This is a genomic window from Methylobacterium sp. J-118, from assembly GCF_057836565.1.
Map to the genome: position 1 here is coordinate 199857 of NZ_JBYQFA010000001.1, position 21860 is coordinate 221716.

Annotated in this window: 22 protein-coding genes; 9 read left to right on the forward strand and 13 right to left on the reverse strand. The window is 68.6% G+C overall.

What is annotated here, in order from left to right; translation table 11 throughout:
- The first annotated feature begins 34 nt into the window (after nucleotides 1-34).
- On the forward strand, nucleotides 35-325 hold the full coding sequence (locus AC3IF3_RS00995) for a hypothetical protein (RefSeq protein ID WP_489226816.1): 291 nt from the start codon (nucleotides 35-37) through the stop codon (nucleotides 323-325).
- A gap of 194 nt (nucleotides 326-519) precedes the next feature.
- On the opposite strand, the gene lpdA is transcribed toward AC3IF3_RS00995, so the two are convergent.
- The 8 genes from lpdA to AC3IF3_RS01035 form a co-directional block, all read right to left on the reverse strand.
- A complete protein-coding gene (lpdA, locus tag AC3IF3_RS01000; RefSeq protein WP_489226818.1) occupies nucleotides 520-1959 on the reverse strand; it encodes a dihydrolipoyl dehydrogenase in 1440 nt (479 codons plus the stop codon).
- Nucleotides 1960-2430 (reverse strand): endonuclease domain-containing protein, encoded by a 471-nt coding sequence (locus AC3IF3_RS01005; RefSeq protein ID WP_489226820.1) that lies wholly within the window; start codon nucleotides 2428-2430, stop codon nucleotides 1960-1962.
- Nucleotides 2431-2687: 257 nt separating this feature from the next.
- Entirely contained in the window at nucleotides 2688-4094 is a 1407-nt protein-coding gene (locus AC3IF3_RS01010; protein ID WP_489226822.1) for a pyruvate dehydrogenase complex dihydrolipoamide acetyltransferase, read from the reverse strand.
- Nucleotides 4095-4098: 4 nt separating this feature from the next.
- Entirely contained in the window at nucleotides 4099-4686 is a 588-nt protein-coding gene (locus AC3IF3_RS01015) for a Uma2 family endonuclease (RefSeq protein WP_489226824.1), read from the reverse strand.
- A 15-nt stretch (nucleotides 4687-4701) separates the two neighbouring features.
- Complete coding sequence (locus AC3IF3_RS01020) at nucleotides 4702-4989, reverse strand: DUF5076 domain-containing protein (protein WP_489219381.1); 288 nt, start codon at nucleotides 4987-4989, stop codon at nucleotides 4702-4704.
- A 58-nt stretch (nucleotides 4990-5047) separates the two neighbouring features.
- Nucleotides 5048-6490, reverse strand: a complete 1443-nt coding sequence (locus AC3IF3_RS01025; RefSeq protein WP_489226826.1) for a pyruvate dehydrogenase complex E1 component subunit beta — start codon at nucleotides 6488-6490, stop codon at nucleotides 5048-5050.
- Nucleotides 6491-6544: 54 nt separating this feature from the next.
- Complete coding sequence (pdhA, locus tag AC3IF3_RS01030; protein ID WP_243968067.1) at nucleotides 6545-7618, reverse strand: pyruvate dehydrogenase (acetyl-transferring) E1 component subunit alpha; 1074 nt, start codon at nucleotides 7616-7618, stop codon at nucleotides 6545-6547.
- A gap of 138 nt (nucleotides 7619-7756) precedes the next feature.
- Nucleotides 7757-8068: an FtsB family cell division protein gene (locus AC3IF3_RS01035; protein ID WP_243968066.1), complete on the reverse strand. Its 312-nt coding sequence runs from the start codon at nucleotides 8066-8068 to the stop codon at nucleotides 7757-7759.
- Nucleotides 8069-8177: 109 nt separating this feature from the next.
- Between AC3IF3_RS01035 and AC3IF3_RS01040 the strand changes: the two genes are divergently transcribed.
- A complete protein-coding gene (locus tag AC3IF3_RS01040) occupies nucleotides 8178-9356 on the forward strand; it encodes an adenylate/guanylate cyclase domain-containing protein (protein ID WP_489226828.1) in 1179 nt (392 codons plus the stop codon).
- A gap of 19 nt (nucleotides 9357-9375) precedes the next feature.
- Here AC3IF3_RS01040 and eno read toward each other — a convergent pair whose 3' ends face one another.
- Entirely contained in the window at nucleotides 9376-10665 is a 1290-nt protein-coding gene (gene eno / locus AC3IF3_RS01045; protein WP_489226830.1) for a phosphopyruvate hydratase, read from the reverse strand.
- 234 nt (nucleotides 10666-10899) lie between these two features.
- Here eno and queF point away from each other — a divergent pair, with 234 nt between their 5' ends.
- On the forward strand, nucleotides 10900-11352 hold the full coding sequence (gene queF, locus AC3IF3_RS01050; protein WP_489219384.1) for a preQ(1) synthase: 453 nt from the start codon (nucleotides 10900-10902) through the stop codon (nucleotides 11350-11352).
- Between the two features lie 112 nt (nucleotides 11353-11464).
- Here the strand turns inward: queF and AC3IF3_RS01055 are convergent, their stop codons facing one another.
- A complete protein-coding gene (locus AC3IF3_RS01055; protein WP_489226832.1) occupies nucleotides 11465-11812 on the reverse strand; it encodes a hypothetical protein in 348 nt (115 codons plus the stop codon).
- A gap of 330 nt (nucleotides 11813-12142) precedes the next feature.
- Here AC3IF3_RS01055 and AC3IF3_RS01060 point away from each other — a divergent pair, with 330 nt between their 5' ends.
- Nucleotides 12143-12811: a class I SAM-dependent methyltransferase gene (locus tag AC3IF3_RS01060; RefSeq protein WP_489226834.1), complete on the forward strand. Its 669-nt coding sequence runs from the start codon at nucleotides 12143-12145 to the stop codon at nucleotides 12809-12811.
- Nucleotides 12812-12922: 111 nt separating this feature from the next.
- Here the strand turns inward: AC3IF3_RS01060 and kdsA are convergent, their stop codons facing one another.
- The gene (gene kdsA / locus AC3IF3_RS01065; protein WP_489226836.1) at nucleotides 12923-13777 is read right to left on the reverse strand and encodes a 3-deoxy-8-phosphooctulonate synthase; all 855 of its coding nucleotides are present in this window, start codon (nucleotides 13775-13777) and stop codon (nucleotides 12923-12925) included.
- Nucleotides 13778-13845: 68 nt separating this feature from the next.
- On the reverse strand, nucleotides 13846-14316 hold the full coding sequence (locus tag AC3IF3_RS01070; RefSeq protein WP_489226838.1) for a hypothetical protein: 471 nt from the start codon (nucleotides 14314-14316) through the stop codon (nucleotides 13846-13848).
- A gap of 669 nt (nucleotides 14317-14985) precedes the next feature.
- Between AC3IF3_RS01070 and AC3IF3_RS01075 the strand changes: the two genes are divergently transcribed.
- The gene (locus tag AC3IF3_RS01075; RefSeq protein ID WP_489226840.1) at nucleotides 14986-15783 is read left to right on the forward strand and encodes a class I SAM-dependent methyltransferase; all 798 of its coding nucleotides are present in this window, start codon (nucleotides 14986-14988) and stop codon (nucleotides 15781-15783) included.
- A 165-nt stretch (nucleotides 15784-15948) separates the two neighbouring features.
- Entirely contained in the window at nucleotides 15949-16956 is a 1008-nt protein-coding gene (locus tag AC3IF3_RS01080) for an alpha/beta fold hydrolase (protein WP_489226842.1), read from the forward strand.
- 447 nt (nucleotides 16957-17403) lie between these two features.
- Here AC3IF3_RS01080 and AC3IF3_RS01085 read toward each other — a convergent pair whose 3' ends face one another.
- Nucleotides 17404-18579, reverse strand: a complete 1176-nt coding sequence (locus AC3IF3_RS01085; RefSeq protein ID WP_243973864.1) for an amidinotransferase — start codon at nucleotides 18577-18579, stop codon at nucleotides 17404-17406.
- A 209-nt stretch (nucleotides 18580-18788) separates the two neighbouring features.
- On the opposite strand from AC3IF3_RS01085, the gene AC3IF3_RS01090 reads away from it, so the two are divergent.
- The 3 genes from AC3IF3_RS01090 (at nucleotide 18789) to hpnI (ending at nucleotide 21853) form a co-directional block, all read left to right on the forward strand.
- Nucleotides 18789-19901, forward strand: a complete 1113-nt coding sequence (locus AC3IF3_RS01090) for a flippase-like domain-containing protein (RefSeq protein WP_489226844.1) — start codon at nucleotides 18789-18791, stop codon at nucleotides 19899-19901.
- Nucleotides 19892-20527, forward strand: a complete 636-nt coding sequence (locus AC3IF3_RS01095) for an MlaC/ttg2D family ABC transporter substrate-binding protein (protein WP_489226845.1) — start codon at nucleotides 19892-19894, stop codon at nucleotides 20525-20527. The genes AC3IF3_RS01090 and AC3IF3_RS01095 overlap by 10 nt, the downstream gene beginning before the upstream one ends.
- Before the next feature lie 117 nt (nucleotides 20528-20644).
- The gene (gene hpnI, locus AC3IF3_RS01100; RefSeq protein ID WP_489226847.1) at nucleotides 20645-21853 is read left to right on the forward strand and encodes a bacteriohopanetetrol glucosamine biosynthesis glycosyltransferase HpnI; all 1209 of its coding nucleotides are present in this window, start codon (nucleotides 20645-20647) and stop codon (nucleotides 21851-21853) included.
- Nucleotides 21854-21860 lie beyond the last annotated feature (7 nt).

A 21860-nucleotide genomic window follows, 5' to 3' on the forward strand; every position in this document is an offset into this window, starting at 1 on the left:
TTATACAATGCCCGGCCCGGGTGCATCGTCAAGTGTGCTGGCGGCCATGCTCTATCGAAACAGCGATTATCTTAAGCTGCCATACGCAATGCTGTTAATAAATTACGGCATTCAATCATTCCAAATAAATATACCTTCCTCTGCGAAAGACTTTACGATGGAGAGTGGCGACATAGAGATGCCGATATTGCCATTGTTCAGCATAGACGAGATTAAAAAATATGGTGTTCCACAACTTAAAGAGCTGGATTTATCAAGTGAACAATTAGTCAAAGGAGAAAAATTTATAGTTAGTGGGACATACGACGATCGGGTAAAGCAATAGGGTGTAGATTAGCATTGTTTCCATACTGATATACCATAATTGCGCAAATTTGAATCAATCTCTATCTCATTGATTGGAATTTATCAATTTAGGCATAACTTGGAATGCTCGCTGATCGAACATTCCAAGTCATCCGTATGGCATGTATTCAATTGCCAGAATGTTTCGTTGACATAGCAGCCCGAACGCTCCCCCTACGTATGGATCACCTTCCCATACGCATCCAGCACGCTCTCGTGCATCATCTCGCTGAGCGTCGGGTGCGGGAACACCGTGTGCATCAGCTCCTCCTCGGTGCTCTCCAGGTTCATCGCCACCACGTAGCCCTGGATCAGCTCGGTTACCTCGGCGCCGACCATGTGGGCGCCGAGCAGCTGGCCGGTCTTGGCGTCGAACACGGTCTTGATCAGCCCGTCCGGCTCGCCGAGCGCGATCGCCTTGCCGTTGCCCGCGAAGGGGAAGCGGCCGACCTTCACGGCAAAGCCCTGCTCCTTGGCCTTGGCCTCGGTCAGGCCGACGCTGGCGATCTGCGGCTGGCAATAGGTGCAGCCCGGGATCTTGGCCTTGTCCATCGGGTGGGTGTGCAGGCCCTTGATGGTCTCGATGCAGAGGACGCCCTCGTGCTCGGCCTTGTGGGCGAGCATCGGCGGGCCGGCGACGTCGCCGATGGCGTAGAGGCCGGGCACGTTGGTGCGGCCGAGCCCGTCCGTCACCACGATCCCGCGGTCGATCTTAACCCCGAGCTTCTCCAGGCCGATCTTCTCGATGTTGCCGACGACGCCCACCGCCGAGATCAACTTCTCGGCGGTAATCTGCTGGGTCTTGCCGTCGCCGCCCTCGATCGTCGCCGTGACCGAATCCGCGCCCTTCTCGACCTTGGTCACCTTGGCGCCGGTGAGGATCTTGATGCCCTGCTTCTCGAAGCGCTTGCGGGCGAGGCCTGCGATCTCGGCATCCTCCACCGGCAGGATCTGCGGCAGCAGCTCGACCACGGTTACCTCGGCGCCCATGGTGCGGTAGAACGAGGCGAACTCGATGCCGATCGCCCCCGAGCCCATCACCAGCAGGCTCTTGGGCATCGTCTCGGGGACCATGGCCTCGTAGTAGGTCCAGATCAGCTTCTTGTCGGGTTCGATCCCGGGGATGGCCCGGGGGCGGGCGCCGGTCGCCACGATGATGTGCTTGGCGCCGTAGGTGCCGGCGCCCTTGGCGCCCTTCGGCGGCTCGGCGCGCTTGCTCTCCGTGACGGTGACCTGGCCGGGCTGGTTGCCCTTCGCGACGCTGTCGATCGCGGCCTCGCCCCAGATCACGTCGACCTTGTTCTTCTTGAGCAGCATACCGACGCCGCCGTTGAGCCGGCCCGAGACCCCGCGGGAGCGCTTCACGATCGCGGCGGTGTCGAACCCGACCTTCTCCACGGTCAGGCCGTAATCGCCGGCGTGCTGGAAGTAGTGGTAGATCTCGGCCGAGCGGAGCAGCGCCTTGGTGGGGATGCAGCCCCAGTTCAGGCAGATGCCGCCGAGATGCTCGCGGTCGACCACGGCGGTCTTGAAGCCGAGCTGCGCCGCGCGGATCGCCGTGACGTAGCCGCCGGGGCCGGCGCCGATGATGAGGACGTCGTAGGTGTCGGACATTTACCGCTCCGCGAACGCCCCTCCCCCTTGCGGGGAGGGGGCAGGGGGTGGGGGTGGTCCCGCTTGGCCGGTCGAAACCGGACGGGGCGCATCGGGTGCGGCAAGGGCCGCGTGAATCGTGTCGAGGACGGTGTCGATCTCCCGCAGGACCATGCGGTTCGAAAAGCGCAGGATGTGGAAGCCTTCGGACTGGAGATAGGTATTCCGGCGGCCATCGTAGGCTGTGCCGGCCTCGAAGCCGTGCTGCTCGCCGTCGACCTCGACGATGAGCCGGGCCGATAGGCAGCAGAAATCCGCAACGTACGGGCCGAGGGGGACCTGCCTGCGGAAATGTGAGTCGTCCACGGGCAAGCGGTGGCGCAGGTGCCACCAGAGGCGCTTCTCCGCTTCCGTGAGCGAGCGCCGCAGCGTCTTCGCGTTCGCAGCCGCTCTGGGCGAGGCTGCACTCCGGGGCTGCTGGTTCCAGGGCATCGGGCGGTGTGTCAATCGAACGTGGTTGATGGGATCATGCTCATCGTGAGCATGGAGCACGGTTCATCGCACCAAGAGCGTATGTTCCGACCGCTGCCTCTCACGTTCCCCCACCTCGACATTCACTGACGCGCTTTCCCCTCCCCCTTGTGGGGAGGGGCCAGGGGTGGGGGTGGTGCAGAAGGCACCGGAACGCTCGATACTGCACCACCCCCACCTCCAACTCCTCCCCACAAGGGGGAGGAGAGAAGCCCGCCTCACACCAGCATGCCCATCGGGTTCTCGATCAGCCCCTTGAAGGCCGAGACCAGCTCCGCGCCCAGCGCCCCGTCGAGCACCCGGTGGTCGCAGGACAGGGTGGCGGTCATCACCTGGACCACCGCCGGCGCCCCGTCCTTCACGACGACGCGCTTCTCGCCCGCGCCCACCGCCAGGATGCTCGATTGTGGCGGGTTGATCACCGCGGTGAAGTGCTTGATGCCGAACATGCCGAGATTCGACACCGAGGTGACCCCGCCCTGGTATTCCTCGGGCTTCAGCTTCTTGGCGCGGGCGCGGGCGGCGAAGTCCTTCATCTCGTTGGAGATGGTCGACAGCGTCTTCTCGTTTGCCCGCCGGATCACCGGGGTGAACAGCCCGCCGTCGATCGCCACCGCGACGCCGACCTCGGCCTGCTTGAAGCGCAGGATCCGGTCCTCGGCCCAGACCGCGTTGGCGGCGGGCACGCGGGTGAGCGCCAGGCCCATCGCCTTGATGACGAAGTCGTTCACCGAGAGCTTGAAGGCCGGCTTGCCGTCCTTGTCCTTGCCCGCGGAGCCGTTCAGCGTCTCGCGCAGCTTCATCAGCGCGTCGAGCTCGCAATCCACCGTCAGGTAGAAGTGCGGGGCCACCTGCATCGCCTCGGTCAGACGCTTGGCGATGGTCTTGCGCATGCCGTCGAGCGGGACTTCCTCGTAGGAATCCTTGGCGAAGAAACCCCGGACCTGATCGACTGTGAGACCGGCCGGCGCGCCGCCCGCGGGCGCGGGTTTCGGGGCGGGGGCGGCCGCCTTCGGCGCCTCGGCGGCGGCCTGGGGCGCGGGCGCCTTGGTCGCGCCGGAGGCCTTGGCGGCCTGCACGTCGCGGGCGATGATGCGGCCGTGCGGGCCGCTGCCCTGGACGGCGCCGAGTTCGACGCCCTCCTGCTTGGCGATCCGGCGCGCGAGTGGCGAGGCGAAGACCCGGCCGCCGACGCTCTGCTCCGAAGTGCCGCCGGGCTGCGCGCCCTCCGGCGCTTCGTTCACCCGCTCGTAGGACATGTGGCCGCCGCCCGGCGTGGTGTTCTGGTCGGCCGGTGACGGCTTGGCCTTGGATTCGGCCTGCGCCGCCCCGTTGGGGGCCGCCTTCGGCGCACCGCCGGCGGCTGCCGCCGACACGTCCTCGCCCTCGCCCGCGATGATGGCGATCAGGTCGTTGACCGGCACGTCCGCGGTGCCCTCGGGCACGAGGATCTTGGCGAGCACGCCCTCATCGATCGCCTCGACCTCCATGGTGGCCTTGTCGGTCTCGATCTCGGCGAGCACGTCGCCGGACTTGATCGGATCGCCCTCCTTCTTGAGCCACTTGGCGAGGTTGCCCTTCTCCATGGTCGGCGAGAGGGCGGGCATCAGCACGTTGATCGGCATGGCATCAGGTCTCGGGCAAGGCCGGGGCGGCCGGATCGTCGAAGGGAAAGAGGTCGTCGAGGGGGAACGGCACGGCGTCGAAGGGCGGCAGCGCCACGATCTCGCCGCGCTGAATCGTGGCGAGGAGCACCCAGCGCCCGTCCGCGAGGGCGAAGCCTTCGAGCACGCCCACCGCCGGATCGAGCAGCCAGAGGTGGCCGATCCCGGACTCGGCATAGATGCGGCGCTTCGGACCCCGGTCGAGGCGGGTCGTGGACGGCGAGAGGATCTCGCAGACCCAGTCGGGCGGGGTCGTGATGAAGGCCTCCTCGGGTTCGGTCGGCATCCGCGCGCGGCGCCAGCCGGCGAGATCGGGCACGACCACCTGGGATCCGAGGTGAAGTTCCGGCTCGATCATGAAGATCCAGCCGCCGGGACCGCCGCGCCCATAGCGGAACGGGGTGCCCAGCACGGTGGACAGGTCGGACGCCGCCATCGCATGTCGGGGCCGCGGATGCGTCTCCAGCATCCCGTCGACGATCTCCGCCACCAGATGGTCCGGGACCGCCTCCAGATCCGCGTAGGTCGCCTGCCGGATCGCTGCCTCAGCCATGGGCCTGTGCCATCGCTAGTTGAGGCCGCCGGGGTCGAGCCCCTCGGCCTCCCACCCGGCGCGGATGCGCTCGACCGCCTCCTCCTCGGACATGTCGGTCTCCAGCGCGTAGGCGCGGGCGGCCTGCCGGGCGAGGTCGGCCAGGAGCCGGCCCCAGGTCGCGGGATCGTCGAAGGAGCGGCGCAGCGCCACGCTGACCGCACCGTCCACCACGGCCGCGCGCAGCACCTCGATGCCGCCCTGTTCCCGGGCGTCGGGCGGGATGGCGAGTTCGGCGAAGGTGGTGCTGGAATCCTGGCTCATGGCGCGCCGGCTGTTCCTCGATCCGGGCCGGGGCGGGCGACCGGCGCCCGCGCGCCGGTCACTTGTAGCAGACGCTCTTGGCTGCCGCGACGACCTCCGCCACGTTGGGCAGCGCCAGCTTCTCGAGGTTGGCCGCGTAGGGCATCGGCACGTCCTTGCCGGTGATGCGCAGGACCGGGGCGTCCAGGTAGTCGAACGCGTCGACCATCAGGCGGGCCACGATCTCGGCGCCGATGCCCGATTGCGGGAAACCCTCTTCGACGGTGATGCAGCGGCCGGTCTTCTTGACCGATTCCACCACCGTCGCGCTGTCCATCGGGCGGATCGTGCGCAGGTCGATCACCTCGGCCTCGATCCCCTGCTCGGCCAGCGCCTGCGCGGCCTTGAGGGCGTAGGTCATACCGATGGCGAAGGACACGATGGTCACGTCGCTGCCGGTGCGGTGGACCTTGGCCTTGCCGATCGGCAGCACGAAGTCGTCGAGCTGCGGCACCGGGAAGCTCTGCCCGTACAGGATCTCGTTCTCGAGGAAGATCACCGGGTTCGGGTCGCGGATCGCGGCCTTGAGCAGGCCCTTGGCGTCGGAGGCCGTGTACGGGGCGATCACCTTGAGGCCGGGCACGTTGGAGTACCAGGCGGAATAGTCGTGGCTGTGCTGGGCGCCGACCCGGGCGGCGGCACCGTTCGGGCCGCGGAACACGATCGGGCAGCCGAGCTGACCGCCGGACATGTAGAGGGTCTTGGCCGCCGAGTTGATGATGTGGTCGATCGCCTGCATGGCGAAGTTGAAGGTCATGAACTCGACGATCGGCTTCAGGCCGGACAAAGCCGCGCCGACGCCGATGCCGGCAAAGCCGTGCTCGGTGATCGGGGTGTCGACCACGCGCCGGGGCCCGAATTCCTGCAGCAGGTTCTGCGTGACCTTGTAGGCGCCCTGGTACTCGGCGACCTCCTCGCCCATCACGAAGACGTCGCCGTCCCGGCGCATCTCCTCGGCCATGGCGTCGCGCAGGGCCTCGCGGACGGTCTGAGTGACCATCGGCGTGTCGGCCGGGAACTCCGCCATCACCGGCTCCTGGGCCTTGGTGGTGATGACGGCCGGGGCCGCGGGCGCCCTCGGGGCGTCGTCGCCGGTCTTGGCGGCGGGCGCGGCCTTGTCGGCCATGCCCTCAGCCTGCATGTCGGGGGTCGGCGCCGGATGGCCGCCGGCGCCGTTGGGCTTGGCGCCGCCGCCCGACTGGACGCTCGCCGGATCCTCGCCCTCGCCGGCGATCACGGCGATCGGCGTGTTCACCGCGACGCCCTCGGTGCCCTCCGCGATCAGGATCTTGGCGAGCACGCCCTCGTCGATCGCCTCGACCTCCATGGTGGCCTTGTCGGTCTCGATCTCCGCCAGCACGTCGCCGGACTTGATCGGATCGCCCTCCTTCTTCAGCCACTTGGCGAGCTTGCCCTCCTCCATGGTGGGCGAGAGGGCGGGCATCAGGATGTCGGTCGCCATGCTCAGCTCTGCGATCGTTTATTTGGTCGGGGCGGCCAGTGTTCCGGGGACGCGCTAGGCGTGCGCATCCAACAAAATATCGGTCCAGAGCTCGGAGGGATCGGGCTCGGGGTCGTTGGTGGCGAACTCGGCCGAGGCGTTCACGACCTCGCGCACCTTCGCGTCGGTGGCCTTGAGATCCGCCTCCGGCACCCCGTGCAGTTCGAGCAGGCGCTTGCGCACCATCTCGATCGGGTCGTGCTCGTCGCGCATCTTCGAGACCTCGTCCTTGGTCCGGTACTTGGCCGGATCGGACATGGAGTGGCCGCGATAGCGGTAGGTCTGCATCTCCAGGATGTAGGGGCCCTGGCCGGTGCGGGCGTGCTCGATCGCCCGGGTGGCGGCCTCGCGGACGGTGCGCACGTCCATGCCGTCGACCTGCTCGCCCGGGATGCCGAAGGAGAGGCCGCGCTTCGAGAAGTCGGTTTGCGCCGAGGCCCGGGCCACGGAGGTGCCCATGGCGTAGCGGTTGTTCTCGATCACGTAGACGACCGGCAGCTTCCAGAGGGCCGCCATGTTGAAGCTCTCGTAGACCTGGCCCTGGTTGGCGGCGCCGTCGCCCATGTAGGTCAGGCTGACCTTGCCGTTCTCCCGGTAATGGTCGGCGAAGGCGAGACCCGTGCCGAGCGAGACCTGCGCGCCGACGATGCCGTGGCCGCCGAAGAACTGCTTCTCGCGGCTGAACATGTGCATCGAGCCGCCCTTGCCGCGGCTGTAGCCGCCGCGGCGCCCGGTCAGCTCGGCCATCACGCCCTTGGGGTCCATGCCGCAGGCCAGCATGTGGCCGTGGTCGCGATAGCCGGTGATGACCTGGTCGCCGTCGACCGAGGCCATCTGCATGCCGATCACCACGGCCTCCTGGCCGATATAGAGGTGGCAGAAGCCGCCGATCAGGCCCATGCCGTAGAGCTGGCCGGCCTTCTCCTCGAAGCGCCGGATCAGCAGCATCTCGTGATAGGCGTGGAGGTCATCCTCCCGGCTGAATTGCGGCATGTTCGGCGCCGGCTTGTGCGCCTCGGCGGCCTGCGGGCTCGCGGCCTGCGGGTGCGCGGACGAAGCGTCCCTGGCAGGCTCCTTGGCGGCGTCCATCGGCGCTCTCCCCGTGATTCCACGCGACTGCGAGGGGGTGTAGGACAGCGTCGGTTGGAAAGCGAGGGCTGCCGCTCTGACAGGAAGCCTCTCTTGTCAGAGGGGTTTCGCGGCCCGCGCAGGCGGCGGGCCGGCCGATCAGGGCGTGATGACGACCACGTCGTTGGCGTGGACCCGGCCGAGGACGATCCGCGCGCGCTCCTCCAGGAGGTCGCGGTCGATCTGATCGCTCTTGAGGAGGGCGACCCGGCGCTCCCAGGTGGCGCGCTCGGCCCTCACGGCCGCCAAATCCTGGTTGAGGCCGTAGGCCCGGATCTTGAGGGCCTTCTTGGCCTCCAGGCCGCGGTTGCCGCTCTCGGCCTGCCACACGAAATAGCCGACCACGAGCGCCGACAGGGTCCAGAGACCCAGCGGCAACACGACCATTCTGACTCGGCGGCGGACGACCATGGCGCGATCCTCGGGCGGAAAGGTTAAGGGATCGTCTCGCCCGCGTGTCGTGGCCGGCTATGAACCGGGGCGCGGTGCGGCAGGTGGGAGCGAAGGGCGGGCCGAACGCATGGACATGACGGATCTGCGCCGCTGGCTCGCCGAACACGCCACGGCGACCGACGACCACGACGGCCTGCTGGTTCGGTTCTGCGAGGCGCTGGCCGGCGCCGGCATCCCCCTCTGGCGCGTCAGCGTGATGGCCCCGGCCCTCGACCCGACGCTGCGCGGCGTGAGCCTGAACTGGCATGCCGGCGCGGGGATGTCCTTCGTGGCCAGTCCGCACGGCGCCGACGAGGAGAGTGACTGGCTGCTCAGTCCCGTCTACGCGCTGGTGGAGAAGGGCGAGACGTTCGGCCGCTGGCGGCTCGACGCCCCCGAACGCGAACTTGATTTTCCGGTCCTGCGGGACCTCGGGTCACAGGGCGGGGTCGACTACGCCCTCCACATCGTCGAGTTCGCCCCCGGAACCGCGTTGCGGGGTATCGCGATCTCGTTCTGTACCCGCCTGCCCGCCGGCTTCACGGATGCGGACCTCTCCACCATCAGTGGCGTCCTGCCGTTCCTGACGCTGGCGATCGCCAAGATCGGCCTGGCACACACCCTGCGGGAGGTGTCGGCCACCTATCTCGGTCGCTCCACCGCCGAACGGGTCCTCGACGGTCAGATCCGGCGGGGCGAGGGCCGCGCCGTGCCGGCCGCCATCCTGCTCACCGACCTGCGCGGTTTCACGGCCCTGTCCGACCGGGCCGATCCCGCCGACATGGTGACGTGGCTCAACGAGCATTTCGACGCCCTCGGCGATCCGGTGGAGCGACACGGCGGCGAGATCCTGAAATTCCTCGGCGACGGGTTCCTGGCGATCTTTCCGGTCCCGGACGCCGGCACCCTCCCCTGCCCGGTCTGCGGCGCCGCCCTCGAGGCCGCGACCGACGCGCTCGCCGCCAACGCGGCGCTCAACACCCGCCGCCGCGCCGCGGGGCTGCCGGAACTCGCGGCCGAATGCGTCGTGCATTTCGGGACGGTGATCTACGGCAATGTCGGGACCGAGCGCCGGCTCGACTTCACCATCATCGGGCGGGCGGTCAACGAGGCGAGCCGGATCGAGAGCCAGTGCGCGGCGCTCGGCCACGCGCTCCTCGTGTCGGAGTCCTTCGCCCAGCGCTGCGCCCGGCCGCTCCAGCCGGTGGGGACGATCGAGCTGCGCGGCCTGTCGCGGCCCCAGCGGGTCTGGACGCTCCCGGATTGAGGCCGGGCGCCCCGCAGGATCAGCGGCGCGCGAGCTGCTTCAGCGCCGCCGCGCCGGCATAGAGCGCCTGCGGGCCGAGGCCCTCCTCAATCCGGATCAGCTGGTTGTACTTGGCCAGTCTGTCCGAGCGGGCGAGCGAGCCGGTCTTGATCTGCCCGCAATTGGTGGCGACCGCGAGGTCCGCGATGGTCGAATCCTCGGTCTCGCCGGAGCGGTGCGACATCACCGCGGTGTAGCCGGCGCGCTGGGCCATATCGACGGCCGCCAGGGTCTCGGTGAGCGAGCCGATCTGGTTGACCTTGATCAGGATCGAGTTGGCGGTGCCCTCCGCGATACCCCGGGACAGGCGCTCGACATTGGTGACGAACAGGTCGTCGCCCACGAGCTGGCAGCGATCGCCGATCTTCTCGGTCAGGAGCTTCCAGCCGGCCCAATCGTCCTCCGACATGCCGTCCTCAATGGAGACGATCGGGTAGGTGGCGACGAGCTGGGCGAGGTAGTCGACCTGCGCCTCGATGGCGCGGGTCGTGCCCTCGCCCGCGTAGGCGTAAGCACCGTCCTTGAAGAACTCGGTGGCGGCGCAGTCCAGCGCCAGGGCGATGTCCTGGCCCGGCTTGAACCCGGCAGCGCTGATCGCGTCCATCACGAAGTCGAGGGCCGCCTCGGCCGAGGGCAGGTTCGGGGCGAAGCCGCCCTCGTCGCCGACATTGGTGTTGTGGCCGGCCTTCTTCAGCTTGCCCTTGAGGGTGTGGAACACCTCCGAGCCCATCCGCACGGCCTCGGCGATCGAGTCCGCCCCCACCGGCAGGATCATGAATTCCTGGAAGTCGATCGGGTTGTCGGCATGCGCGCCGCCGTTGATGATGTTCATCATCGGCACCGGCAGCACACGGCCCTGGACACCGCCGACGTAGCGGTAGAGCGGCAGGCCCGAGGCCTCGGCCGCGGCCTTCGCCACCGCCAGCGACACGCCCAGGATGGCGTTGGCGCCGAGCCGCGCCTTGTTGGGGGTGCCGTCGAGCTCGATCATCGCCTCGTCGACCGCGACCTGGTCCTCGGCCTCCATGCCGCCGACCGCGTCGAGGATCTCCGTCTGCGCCGCCTCGACCGCCTTCAGCACGCCCTTGCCGAGGAAGCGGTTCATGTCGCCGTCGCGCAGCTCCACCGCCTCGTGGGCGCCCGTGGAGGCCCCGGACGGCACGGCGGCGCGGCCGAAGGACCCGTCCTCCAGGATGACGTCGACCTCGACCGTCGGATTGCCGCGGCTGTCGAGGATCTCGCGGGCGCTGATATTGGTGATCGCGGTCATGGAACGTCCTCTTGCGGGGCCGCGGGTCGGCGCGCGCAAAGTGGGGCTGCGGCGCATCGCGGCGGCTTATCCGTCAAGCCGCGTTCGGCGGCAAGCGCCGGTGGGCGGTCGGCCTGTGGGTCGGCCCATTCCGGTGCGAACGCGGCGCTGCGGCCGCCATCCGTTCGGCGGCCCGGAGTAATCGCCGCGGCGGCGAGGGATGCGCGGGGCGTCGCGGCGTTCTATACGCGCCCCATGACGACACCTGAGACTCTACAGCTCGGCCAGCCGGCGCCGCTTCCGACATCCCCGGACGCGGCACGCCTCGACCGGGTCCCGAACCCCCACGCGGATACCGACTATCTCGCCCGCTTCACCGCCCCCGAATTCACCTCGATCTGCCCAGTCACCGGCCAGCCCGACTTCGCCATCCTGGTGATCGACTACGTGCCTGGCGACTGGCTGGTGGAGTCGAAATCGCTCAAGCTCTATCTCGGGTCGTTCCGCAACCACGGCGCGTTCCACGAGGATTGCACGGTGGCCATCGGCAAGCGGCTCCGCGACCTCCTGGAGCCCCGCTACCTGCGGATCGGTGGATACTGGTATCCGCGCGGGGGCATTCCGATCGACGTGTTCTGGCAGACGGGCGAACCGCCCAAGACGGTCTGGCTGCCCGATCCCGGGGTGCCGCCCTATCGGGGCCGCTGACGGCGGATCGGCGAGAGACTTCGCTGCTGCCGGCTCCCGCATCGGGCGAACAAACGAAAAAGGGCGACCGGCTCGCGCCGGTCGCCCATCGATCCCGTCAGGGTCGTTGATGTTAGTAGCCGTAGCCGTAGTAGCCGTAGCCCGGTGCCGCGTAGCCCGGCGCGCCGTAACCGTAGGCCGGAGCGGCGTAGCCGCCATAGACCGGGGCGTAGCCGTAACCGCCGCCGTAGTAGGAATCGCGGGCCGCGCCGGCGGCGATCGCACCGGCGGCAAGGCCGGCGATGCCGAGACCGATGGCGGCGCCGGTGCCGATGCCGCGACGGCCACCGCGGTAGTAGCCATGGCCGTAGCCGCCGTACCCGCCGTGGAAGCCGTAGGGACGCGCCTCAGCGCCCGTGGTGGCGGCGACGCTGCCGAGAGCCAGGGCGGCGGCGGTGGCGATGATACCGATCTTGCGCATAATGTTCCTTCTCGATCCTCGATCAAACATGCCCCAATAACGTAGCCATCCCGCGTCAGTTCCAAGTTCTCGCATGTCTTGACGTGCGGATCCGCACACAGGCGGTTTTCTGAATGCCGGTTCATGCTTAACGCCCCACGGGGCTGCCACCGCGGCCCCGCCGCCTCGACCGGCGCGGGGGCCGAAATCTTGCGAAGAGTTTCCGAACCAGGGTTGCCGGTCCGGTCCGGCATCGCCTGATCCGGTGCGGGGACGGTCGGCGGCTCCGGCCGACGCACATCGCCTTCGGGCCGCGCTGGCCGTAAGAGGGTTTCGGTGGAGGAGCGCTCGATGGATGCCCTGACCCTGATCCGCGAGACCTTCGCGCCGCTCCCCGACAAGCGGATCCTCGATATCGGATGCGGCGGGGGGACCCTCGCGAAGTGGCTGACGGAAGACGGCGCGGCGGTGACCGGCATCGATCCCGGCGCGGCGGCGCTCGCCGGGGCCCGGGCCGCGGTGCCGGCCGCACGGTTCGAAGCCGCGACGGGGGAGGCCCTGCCCTTCCCAGATGCCAGCTTCGACGGCGCCGTCCTGCTCAACGCCCTGCATCACGTGCCCGACCCCGCGGCTGCCCTCGTCGAGGCCGCACGCGTGCTCGCGCCGGGCGGCCGCCTCGTCGTGGTGGAGCCCCTGGCGGCGGGGAGCTTCTTCGACGCCCTCCGGCCCATCGAGGACGAGACCGCGGTCCGGGCGGCCGCGCAGGAGGCCATCGCGGCCGCCCTGGCCCGGGGCACCCTGGCATGCCGCCGCGAGGTCACGATCGAACGGCGGGAGCGCTTCGCCTCCCTCGACGCCTTCCTGGCCCGGGTCTGCGCGGTGGATCCCGCCCGTGCGGCGGTGATCGCAGCGCAGCGGCCCATCGTGGAGGCGGCGTTCGATCGGGCGGCCGAGCGGGTGGCGGACGGGGGCTACGACCTCGTCCAACCCCTCCGGATCCACGTTCTGACGCACGCCTGATCCGGGTTTCGAAAGGGCGAGCCCTTTCGCGGGTCCAGGGCGGAGCCTTGGAATCGGTCAGGGCTTTGCCCTGACGACCCACCAAAGGGCTCGCCCCTTGGATACCCCGTTTCAGGCGGCGCGGCTCTTAGCGAGCCGATCGAAGGCGATGAGCTGGTCGAGCAGGGCCGGCAGGTCCTTCAGCGCCACCATGTTCGGGCCGTCGGAGGGCGCCCGGTCGGGATCGGGATGGGTCTCGATGAACACGCCGGCCACGCCCACCGCCACCGCGGCCCGGGCCAGCACGGCGACGAATTCCCGCTGGCCGCCCGAACTGGCGCCCTGGCCGCCGGGCTGCTGGACCGAATGGGTCGCGTCGAACACGACCGGCGCGCCGCCCGTCACCTGCGCCATGATCGGCAGGCTGCGCATGTCCGAGACCAGGGTGTTGTAGCCGAACGAGGCGCCCCGTTCGGTGACGATGACGTTGGGATTGCCGGCCTCGGTCACCTTGGCGGCCACGTGCCTCATGTCCCAGGGCGCCAGGAACTGGCCCTTCTTGATGTTGACCGCCCGCCCCGTCGCGGCGGCGGCCAGGAGCAGGTCGGTCTGGCGGCACAGGAAGGCCGGGATCTGGAGCACGTCCACCGCTTCGGCGACCCGGGCACATTGCTCGGCGGCGTGCACGTCGGTCAGCACCGGCAGGCCGAGGCTCTCGCGGATCTCCGCGAAGACCGGCAGCGCCTCGTCGAGGCCGACGCCCCGGGCGGCGCTGCCCGAGGTGCGGTTGGCCTTGTCGAAGGAGGTCTTGAAGACGAGCCCGATCCCGAGATCCGCCGCCATCGCCTTGAGCGCTGAGGCGATCTCCAGGGCGTGGCCGCGACCCTCGAGCTGGCACGGGCCGGCGATCAGCGTGAGCGGCAGGTGGTTGGCGAAGCGCGCGCCGCCGACCTGGACCACGGGGCCGGATGTTTCGGGATTCGACATGCGGCCGGTCTAGCGCCGTTCCCGACCGCGTTGCAATCGGGGCCCGATCCCGATCTCGGGCCGTCGCCCTAGCCCGCGCGGCGGGTCCGCGCGAGCTTGGCCCGGGGCGCGACCCGACAGACCGTGAGATCGTCCCGGAGCGCGTCGGTCCGCGAGCCGGTCTCGCACAGCATCAAGGCCGGGCCGGAGCTGCCGCGGCGGGGGGCCTGCGCGAGCAGGCTGGCTTGATGGAGGTTGAGCGTCAGCACCTCGGCCGCGGCGGCATCCGCCCCGGCGAGGGCACGGGCCGCGCGGCCGACCAGGATGAAGTAGGCCCGTGGCGGCTCCCGGTCGCGCGAGGCGACGGTGATCCGCGCCGGCGCCCGGCAATCGAGGCTCATCCGCTCGGCATCCTCGGCCCGGAACACCGCGTAGGGGCCGGCCCGGCCGGCGAGCGAGGCGCCGGTGTCGCGGATCACCCGGGCCGTGAGCGCGTCGCACGCATCGGCGGCGTGGACCGGACTGGATGCAAGACCGGCCAGAATTGTCAAAGTTAACATTGACTCGATCCGCTGCATCATTGACTCGCTCCTAATCCTCTGCAAGAGGTCGATCGCAGATCGACGTTCGGTCGGAGAAATCTATTGATCAAAATGTCATTTGTAGTTTGAATTGACTCAAATTTTACTCGTATTAAGCTCGGTAAAAGGCGTTGACAGCCTGGGATGCTGGCAAAAACAGAATAAAAAGAGGAAAGTAAACGGTTTTGGCGGATCATCGGGGCGGGTGGTGTTTCGCGTGTAGCCGCCGAAGTGAAACGATAACTCCAGCCGATGGCCGAAGGGATGATGGTCGAAGGGATCACGATCGATTGAGCACTGAATGGCCCAGGCTGGCGCGCATCCCGTCGCTCGGCCTCCCGCCCCCATCCACGGGCATGAGACCGTGCGGGCCGGGAAGCAGAAGGTCGCGCCGATCTATGATCGTCGGCCGAAAAGGTTCCCGGGGCACCCCGCGGCGGCCGATTGCCCAAGGCGGATCCGGCCCCCCGGTGCGGGGGCGTCCTGGCAAGCCCGGGCCGTCGTTGCGCAGAAGAGACGGCCCGCACCGGCGTCGACGAGCGCTCTTGGGCGGCACCGCGCAGGATAGAAACAACCGCGTCTCGAGGGACCGGCCACACGGGGTCCGGCGCGCGGTGACCGCAGAACATCGCAAGGGGGAGTCAGGTCGTGGAAAATGAACTCAGGGTCATCTTCAGATCGGTTCTAGGAGTGAGAGATACACTCGAAGAATCGATCTCGGAGATCAAGAATTTCATCGGTCGGGGCCATGAGGCTCATGCCGAACCGATCGAGTTCCTGATGTTCGCGGCCCGCAGAGCAGCGCTTTCGAGCGCCCCGCTGCTGCAGGATCTCTGGGTGCTGTTCGAACTCGGTGAGAAGCGGAACGGCTATTGCGTGGAGTTCGGTGCCACGGGTGGTCCGGCCGGCAGCACCACGCTGCTGCTGGAGACGCTCTATGGCTGGCAGGGCGCGATCGCGGAACCGGCGCGTAGTCGGTACGACCAGCTGCGTAGCAGACGGAATTGCTACGTCACGAACAAGTTCGTCTATACGAACGATGGCTTGAAGATGCTGTTCAACGACCCGGACAGTTCGGAGGAGCAATCCGCCGCCGGATCACCGGGAGCCGGTGTCCCGACTGGCACGCGGCGTGGCGGTCGCCGGCACGAGGTCGAGACCGTCACGCTTCGCAGCTTCCTGCAAGCGGCAGAGGCGCCGGCCACGATCGATTACATGTGCATCAGCGCCGAGGACGACACCCTCGACGTCCTAAATCACTTCGATTTCTCCGAGCGCGCCGTCACGATGGTGAGCATCGCGAGTGGTGACGCGCAGCAGCGTGAAGAGCTTGGCGCCCTGATGGCGCGCAACGGGTACGAGCATAGATTCAAGACGTTCTCGATCTCCGAAGATTGGTACATCAAGGGCGATAGGGCCGAGGCGTCGCGGCCGGCCTCGGCGTGAGGTGGAACGGCGGGGACGGCGCGGTCCCCCTCCCGGCGGCCGGCGCGGTCGAACCGGAGCGGTGACGGCTCCGGGCTTGATGCGTAGACAGGTCCGTTCGGATGCCCGATCTGTGCAGGCTGCGCGGCGTCCCGCGCCGCCCGCACACAGGCTCCGAGGCCGCCCATGCTCCGACCCCTTCTCGCCGCTATCGTCCTCGTGCCGACGGTTCTTGCCGGGGCAGCGGCTCCCGTCGCCGCCCCGGCCTACGGCCCGGAACTCGAAGGCTTCGACTATCCCTGGCCCGTGCGGCGCTTCCCGTTCACATCCCAGCGCCAGCCGCTCCAGATGGGCTATCTCGACGTGCCGGCAGAAACGCCGAACGGCCAGACCGCGGTGCTGCTCCACGGCAAGAATTTCTGCGCCGCCACGTGGGAGAGCCAGATCCGGGCACTGGGCGCGGCCGGCTACCGGGTGATCGCCCCGGACCAAATCGGCTTCTGCAAATCGAGCAAGCCGGCGGCCTATCAGTTCACCTTCCGCCAGCTCGCCGAGAACACGCACGCGCTGCTGGCGTCGCTGGGGATCGAGCACCCGATCCTGGTCGGCCACTCGACGGGCGGCATGCTCGCCGCGCACTACGCCCTGTTCTATCCGAAGGAGGTGGCCCAGCTCGTCCTGGTCAACCCGGTCGGCCTGGAGGATTGGAGCGCCAAGGGGCTCCCGCCGATCTCCCTGGAGCGCTGGTACCAACGCGAGCTGAAGACCAGCGCGGAGTCGATCCGCGCCTACGAGACCGCGACCTACTATGCCGGACGATGGGACGCCCGCTACGAGCCCTGGGTGACGATGCTGGCCGGCCTCAATGCCGGTCCCGGCAAGGAGGCGGTCGCCTGGGATTCGGCGCTGCTCTACGACATGATCGTCACCGAGCCGGTGGTGTATCGGTTCCCGCAGATCGCGGTGCCGACCCTGCTGATGATCGGCCAGAAGGACAACACGGCCATCGGCAAGGATCTCGCCCCGCCGGAGGTGCGGGCGCAGCTCGGCCATTATCCCGAACTCGGCAAGGCGGCCGCCCGGGCGATCCCGGGGGCGCGCCTCGTGGAGTTTCCCGATCTCGGCCACGCGCCGCAGATGTCCGACCCCGAAGGCTTCAACCGGGCGCTGATCGAAGGCATCGCGGGGCGGTGAGCCGGGGCCGCCCCTCCCCGCGGCGGCTGCCAAATGTACACGGCACTGTCCCGGGCTTAGCCCACTGAGAACGTGGCGCTATTCCCCTCCCCTGGCGATCCCGGGCTTGCCCGGGATTGCGGTGAGGGGTCAGGGGTGGTGCAGGCGGCCTCGCACCGCTCCAGCCGGCGCCACCCCCACCTCCAGCTCCTCCCCGCCGGGGCTAAGGGCCACACAGGTTTGAGGTACAAGTGCTGTCGTAGACCGCGATGCGTCCTTCTCCCATGCGGGCTACCGGATGCACACATCTTCGACGATAGAGGGCAGCGGCCGGACACAATCGCGTCTCCCTCCCCCGCAGAGGGGGGGAGGGAGGGCGCGTGTCATCTCTGGAGCGGTGTCTGAAGTCCAGCCGGAGCGATACAAAACCCGATTTGCAAATCCGGACGCTGCGGCGGGGCGGTACGGCTAGAAGTACGACTTCAGCACCCCGCGGCGGCGGACGTCGAGGGTCGCGCAGTGGAACGAGCCGCCGAACGGGCCGTAGCTCAGGAACGGCGCCGGGATCGGGTCGAAGCCCCAATCCTTGAGCGCCTTGATCAGCGTCGGCTGGCTCTGGTCGACGACGATCTTCTTCTCGGTGATCGCCAGGACGTTGATCGAGGTCCAGGGCGAGCACATCGAGATCTTGCTCATGAAACCCTCGACCGGGTCGGGGCGGGGCGCGATCAGCACGTCCCATGTCTTGAGCACGGCCGGCAGCTTCTCGACGTCGACGTAGTCCGGGTTCACCAGCACCTTGCCGGGGGCCAGCGGCATGAACGACGAGTCGATGTGCATCGGCTGCGGGCAGCGGCTCTCGATCTCGTGGATGCGGAAGCCCGGGCCGAGGTGACGGCGCAGCCACTCGATGCCCATCAGGTTGGTCACGTTGGAGCGGGTCACGAACAGGTCGCGGCCGCAGCGCACGAAGTCGGCGGCGTCGAAGACCGGCTCAAACTCGTTGACGGTGAACTGCATGGGCTCGCCGGCCTTCAGGTTCGGCACCCGGTAATCGTAATTGTAGAGGTCGTCGGTCAGCTGCGGCCGCGGCGCCGAGGTCCAGCGGGCGCCATTGCGAAAATACTCCTTGAACAGCGACCGATAGGCGTCGCCCTCGAAGTAGCGCGAACGCCAGCACATCGGGCTCTCGATGATCTCGTCGCCGATGACGAGGTACGGGTCGCGCGGGCAGGCCACGCAGAAGCCCCGGGACGACCAGCGGGGTGCCTTGAACTTCTTCGAGAAGTCCACCGTGTCGGGGCGGCGGACCTTCACGCCCTCGCCGGCCAGGATCGTGATGAAGTTGTCGAGCTCGGCCTGGGCCAGCTTCTTCATGAACTTCGGATACTTCCAGCCGCTCGCCAGCCGGTAGAACGGCTGCGCGGCGCGCGGCAGGTTGAAGATCACCGTGAGGTGGTGGGTCGGGATCGTGGCGCCGTCCAGGGAGCCGACGATCACCTCCTCCAGCGGGTCCCACTCGTTCCAGGCCATCACCGGCGATTGCGGAGCCGGCACGCCCGGTCCCGTCCTGCCCGGAAGGCCATCGGCATGCGTCTCCGCGGTCACGGCCTCCATGGCCGTGATCGGTGCTTCCCGCTCCATGACATGTGCCCCTTCTGCGACGTGCCGCGGCCTTATGCGTAGGCTCTCTGACCCCGCGCCGCTTTGGCCCCTACTGTGTCAAACGGGTGATAGACAGCGGTCATCCGTGCTGCAACGTGACAGAAACGTTCTTGGTCTGGCGGACCTATTTCTGCCGCGACCGTGGCTGATTTCCCGCATCAAGCCTTTTGCGAGCTTGAAAGTAGACCATGAAGCGCCTGACGACCTTGGCCTCGATCGCCGGTCTCTGCACGGTCGTCGGCCTGTTCACGTCCTCGGGTCTCGAGGACGTGTCGGCCGCCGTCGTGAGCGCCGGCTGGGGGGCCGCCCTGGTGGTGTTGGCCCGCATCGTGGCCGTCGCCTGGGCGGGCCTCGGCTGGCATGTCGTGTTCCCGGCGGGCACCGTCCGGCTCGCCGATTGCGTCTCGCTGCGCTTCGTGCGCGAGGGCATCAACACGCTGTTGCCCGTGGCCACCGTCGGCGGCGACTTCATCGGGGCGCGCCTCCTGTCCAAGCGCGGCGTCCCGGGGGCGCTCGCCGGCGCCAGCATGTTCGTGGACCTGATGACGCAGGCGCTGACCCAGCTCCTGTTCACCGTGGTCGGCCTCGTCCTGCTGGTCATGATCTGCGGTGACGGGCCGATCGCCCGGACGGTGGCGGGCGGCCTCGCCCTGGCGGTGCCGGCGCTGGGCGCCTTCTACCTGATCCAGCGCCGGGCCGGCCATCGCCTGATCCAGGGGCTGCTCAGCCGCTTCGCCTCCGGCCGCGAATGGCGCGCCTTCGGCGCGATCGACCAGCTCTACGACAGCCTGCGCCGGCTCTACGGCAACCACGGTCGCTTCGCCGCCGCGCTGGTGATCCACTTCGCCGGCTGGGTGATCGGGACCCTGGAGGTCTATGTCTGCCTGCGCTTCATGGGCTATCCGATCGACTTCGCGCAGGCGCTGATGATCGAGAGCCTCGCCCAGGCGGTGCGCGGTGCGGCCTTCGCGGTGCCGGGGGCGCTGGGCGCGCAGGAGGGGGGACTGATCGCCCTGTGCGGCCTGTTCGACATCCCCGTCGAGGCGGCGCTCGCCCTGTCGCTGGTCAAGCGCTTCGCCGATCTCGGCGTCGGCCTACCGAGCCTCCTGCTCTGGCATCGGATCGAGGCCCGGCAGCGCGTCGAGGCACCGGAGGACGGGGATCCCCAGGCCGAGGCGGAGACCGGACGCGTGGCCCAGCGGGTGCTGCAGCCGGCCACGCTCGGTCCATTCTACAGCTACGCTCCGCCCCGCATGGGGACGCGTCTCGGCGACGGCGAGGAGTTGAAGAAGTGCGCCTGACCCGCCGGATCGCCGCCGCCCGCTTCGCCGCCCCGGTCGCGGCCCTTCTGGCCGTGCTCGTCTTCGTCCCGGCCCCGTCATGGGCCGCGGACGATCCCGCCGTTCAGACGGTGCGCGACCTCTACGCCGCCTTCACCGCCGCCCTGAAGGGCGGCCCCGGACCCCTGCCCGCGCGGGTCGAGGCCGTGGGGCCGGCGATGGACAAGGCTTTCGACTTCCCCGCCATGGCCCGCGTCGCGGTCGGCTCGAAATGGTCGAGCTTCACCCCTGAGCAGCAGGCGGCGGTCACCGACGCGTTCAAGCGCAGCCTGACCGTCACCTACGCAAACCGCCTCGCCCGCGCCGCCGACGGCAAGTTCGACGTGACCCCGAAGGTCGAGGAGCGCGGCGCCCAGCGGGTCGTGGCGACCCGCGTCACCGCGGCGGACGGGGACGATTCCGAGGTCGATTTCGTCGTCAACGCCGGAAACCGCATCCAGGACGTCCTGCTCAACGGCGACGTGAGCGAGATCGCGGCCCAGCGCACCGCGCTCTCGGGCCCCCTGAAGACGGGGGGCGCGGACGGCGCCGTGAAGTTCCTGCGCCAGCGCGCCGACGGCATGCTCGCCGCCAAGCCGACGCCGTGATTGCCGACGCCGTGACTGCCGAGGCCGCAAGCTGCACAGACGGCTGGGCCGACCTGAACCGGCCGTTCGCGGCCATCGTCGCTTGAGGCGGCGGGACGATCGCACGGACCCGATTGGATGGATCTCTCCTCCCTGGCGTTGCTCGCCTCCTCGTGGCTCTCGCTGCTCTGCCTGATCCTGGCGGCGGCGGGCTGCCTCTACGGGCTGGCGGCCGCCTATTGTGCCGGCCGCTACGCGGCGCGGGCCGTGCCGGTCCTGGTGTCCGGCGCGCCGCGCCCCTCCGTGACCGTGCTCAAGCCGCTCTGCGGCCTGGAGCCGAACCTCTACGAGAACCTCGAAACGGTCCTGCTTCAGGATTACGCCGGCCCGGTCCAGGTGGTGTTCGGCGTCCAGAGGGCCACCGATCCCGCAATCGGCGTGGTAGAACAGTTGAAGCAGGCCTATCCCGAGGCCCGCATCGACCTCGTGATCGACGGCCGCCAGCACGGCTCGAACCGCAAGGTCTCGAACCTGATCAACATGGCCGAGCGGATCGCCCACGACGTGGTGGTGCTGGCCGATAGCGACATGGTGGTCCGGCCCGACTACCTGGAGCGCTTGGTCGCCGAACTGTCCCAGGCGGGCGTCTCGGGCGTCACCTGCCTGTATCACGGGGTGCCGGCCTTCCGGGGGCTGTACGACCGGCTCTCGACGCTGGCGATCGATGTCCAGTTCCTGCCCAACGTCGTGATGGGGTTGAGCCTGGGCTTGGCGAAGCCCTGCTTCGGCTCCACCGTCGCCTTCACCCGGGCGAGCCTCGAGGCGCTGGGCGGGTTCCGCAGCTTCCGCGACGACCTCGCCGACGATTACGCGATCGGCGCGGCCCTGCGTGGTCTCGGCGGCCGGGTGGTGATCCCGAGCTTCACCATCGGCCATACCAGCGTCGATACCGATATGGCCGGCCTCTGGCGCCACGAACTGCGCTGGAACCGGACCATCCGCACCGTCGATCCGGCGGGCTATGCCGGTTCGATCGTCACCCACGCCTTCCCGCTCGCCGTGCTGGGCGCCCTGCTGCCCGGCGGGGGGACCGGTGCGCTGGTCGTCGCGGGCCTCGCCCTGGCCGGGCGGGTCCTGCTCTGCCGGCAGCTGGAGCGCGCCTTCGGCCTCGCCCCGCACCCCTACGGACTGTTGCCGATCCGCGACATCCTCTCCTTCTTGAACTTCTCCTGGGCCTTCATGTCGGGGGCGGTGACATGGAAAGGTCACGATTATCACGTGGTTGCGGACGGTACCCTGATCCCGGATTCCGAACTCGGCCGCGATGCCGGCGCGCCCACCCGCTGATTCCGGC

Bases quoted from the DNA above. Each gene is read 5' to 3' on its own strand.
- AC3IF3_RS01005 (WP_489226820.1), bottom strand. From the start codon at position 2,430: ATGCCCTGGAACCAGCAGCCCCGGAGTGCAGCCTCGCCCAGAGCGGCT.
- queF (WP_489219384.1), top strand. From the start codon at position 10,900: ATGACGACACCTGAGACTCTACAGCTCGGCCAGCCGGCGCCGCTTCCG.
- kdsA (WP_489226836.1), bottom strand. From the start codon at position 13,777: ATGTCGAATCCCGAAACATCCGGCCCCGTGGTCCAGGTCGGCGGCGCG.
- AC3IF3_RS01060 (WP_489226834.1), top strand. From the start codon at position 12,143: ATGGATGCCCTGACCCTGATCCGCGAGACCTTCGCGCCGCTCCCCGAC.
- eno (WP_489226830.1), bottom strand. From the start codon at position 10,665: ATGACCGCGATCACCAATATCAGCGCCCGCGAGATCCTCGACAGCCGC.
- AC3IF3_RS01080 (WP_489226842.1), top strand. From the start codon at position 15,949: ATGCTCCGACCCCTTCTCGCCGCTATCGTCCTCGTGCCGACGGTTCTT.
- AC3IF3_RS01070 (WP_489226838.1), bottom strand. From the start codon at position 14,316: ATGTTAACTTTGACAATTCTGGCCGGTCTTGCATCCAGTCCGGTCCAC.
- AC3IF3_RS01085 (WP_243973864.1), bottom strand. From the start codon at position 18,579: ATGGAGCGGGAAGCACCGATCACGGCCATGGAGGCCGTGACCGCGGAG.
- AC3IF3_RS01020 (WP_489219381.1), bottom strand. From the start codon at position 4,989: ATGAGCCAGGATTCCAGCACCACCTTCGCCGAACTCGCCATCCCGCCC.
- pdhA (WP_243968067.1), bottom strand. From the start codon at position 7,618: ATGGACGCCGCCAAGGAGCCTGCCAGGGACGCTTCGTCCGCGCACCCG.
- hpnI (WP_489226847.1), top strand. From the start codon at position 20,645: ATGGATCTCTCCTCCCTGGCGTTGCTCGCCTCCTCGTGGCTCTCGCTG.
- AC3IF3_RS01025 (WP_489226826.1), bottom strand. From the start codon at position 6,490: ATGGCGACCGACATCCTGATGCCCGCCCTCTCGCCCACCATGGAGGAG.
- lpdA (WP_489226818.1), bottom strand. From the start codon at position 1,959: ATGTCCGACACCTACGACGTCCTCATCATCGGCGCCGGCCCCGGCGGC.
- AC3IF3_RS01010 (WP_489226822.1), bottom strand. From the start codon at position 4,094: ATGCCGATCAACGTGCTGATGCCCGCCCTCTCGCCGACCATGGAGAAG.
- AC3IF3_RS01090 (WP_489226844.1), top strand. From the start codon at position 18,789: ATGAAGCGCCTGACGACCTTGGCCTCGATCGCCGGTCTCTGCACGGTC.
- AC3IF3_RS01055 (WP_489226832.1), bottom strand. From the start codon at position 11,812: ATGCGCAAGATCGGTATCATCGCCACCGCCGCCGCCCTGGCTCTCGGC.
- AC3IF3_RS01040 (WP_489226828.1), top strand. From the start codon at position 8,178: ATGGACATGACGGATCTGCGCCGCTGGCTCGCCGAACACGCCACGGCG.
- AC3IF3_RS01015 (WP_489226824.1), bottom strand. From the start codon at position 4,686: ATGGCTGAGGCAGCGATCCGGCAGGCGACCTACGCGGATCTGGAGGCG.
- AC3IF3_RS01035 (WP_243968066.1), bottom strand. From the start codon at position 8,068: ATGGTCGTCCGCCGCCGAGTCAGAATGGTCGTGTTGCCGCTGGGTCTC.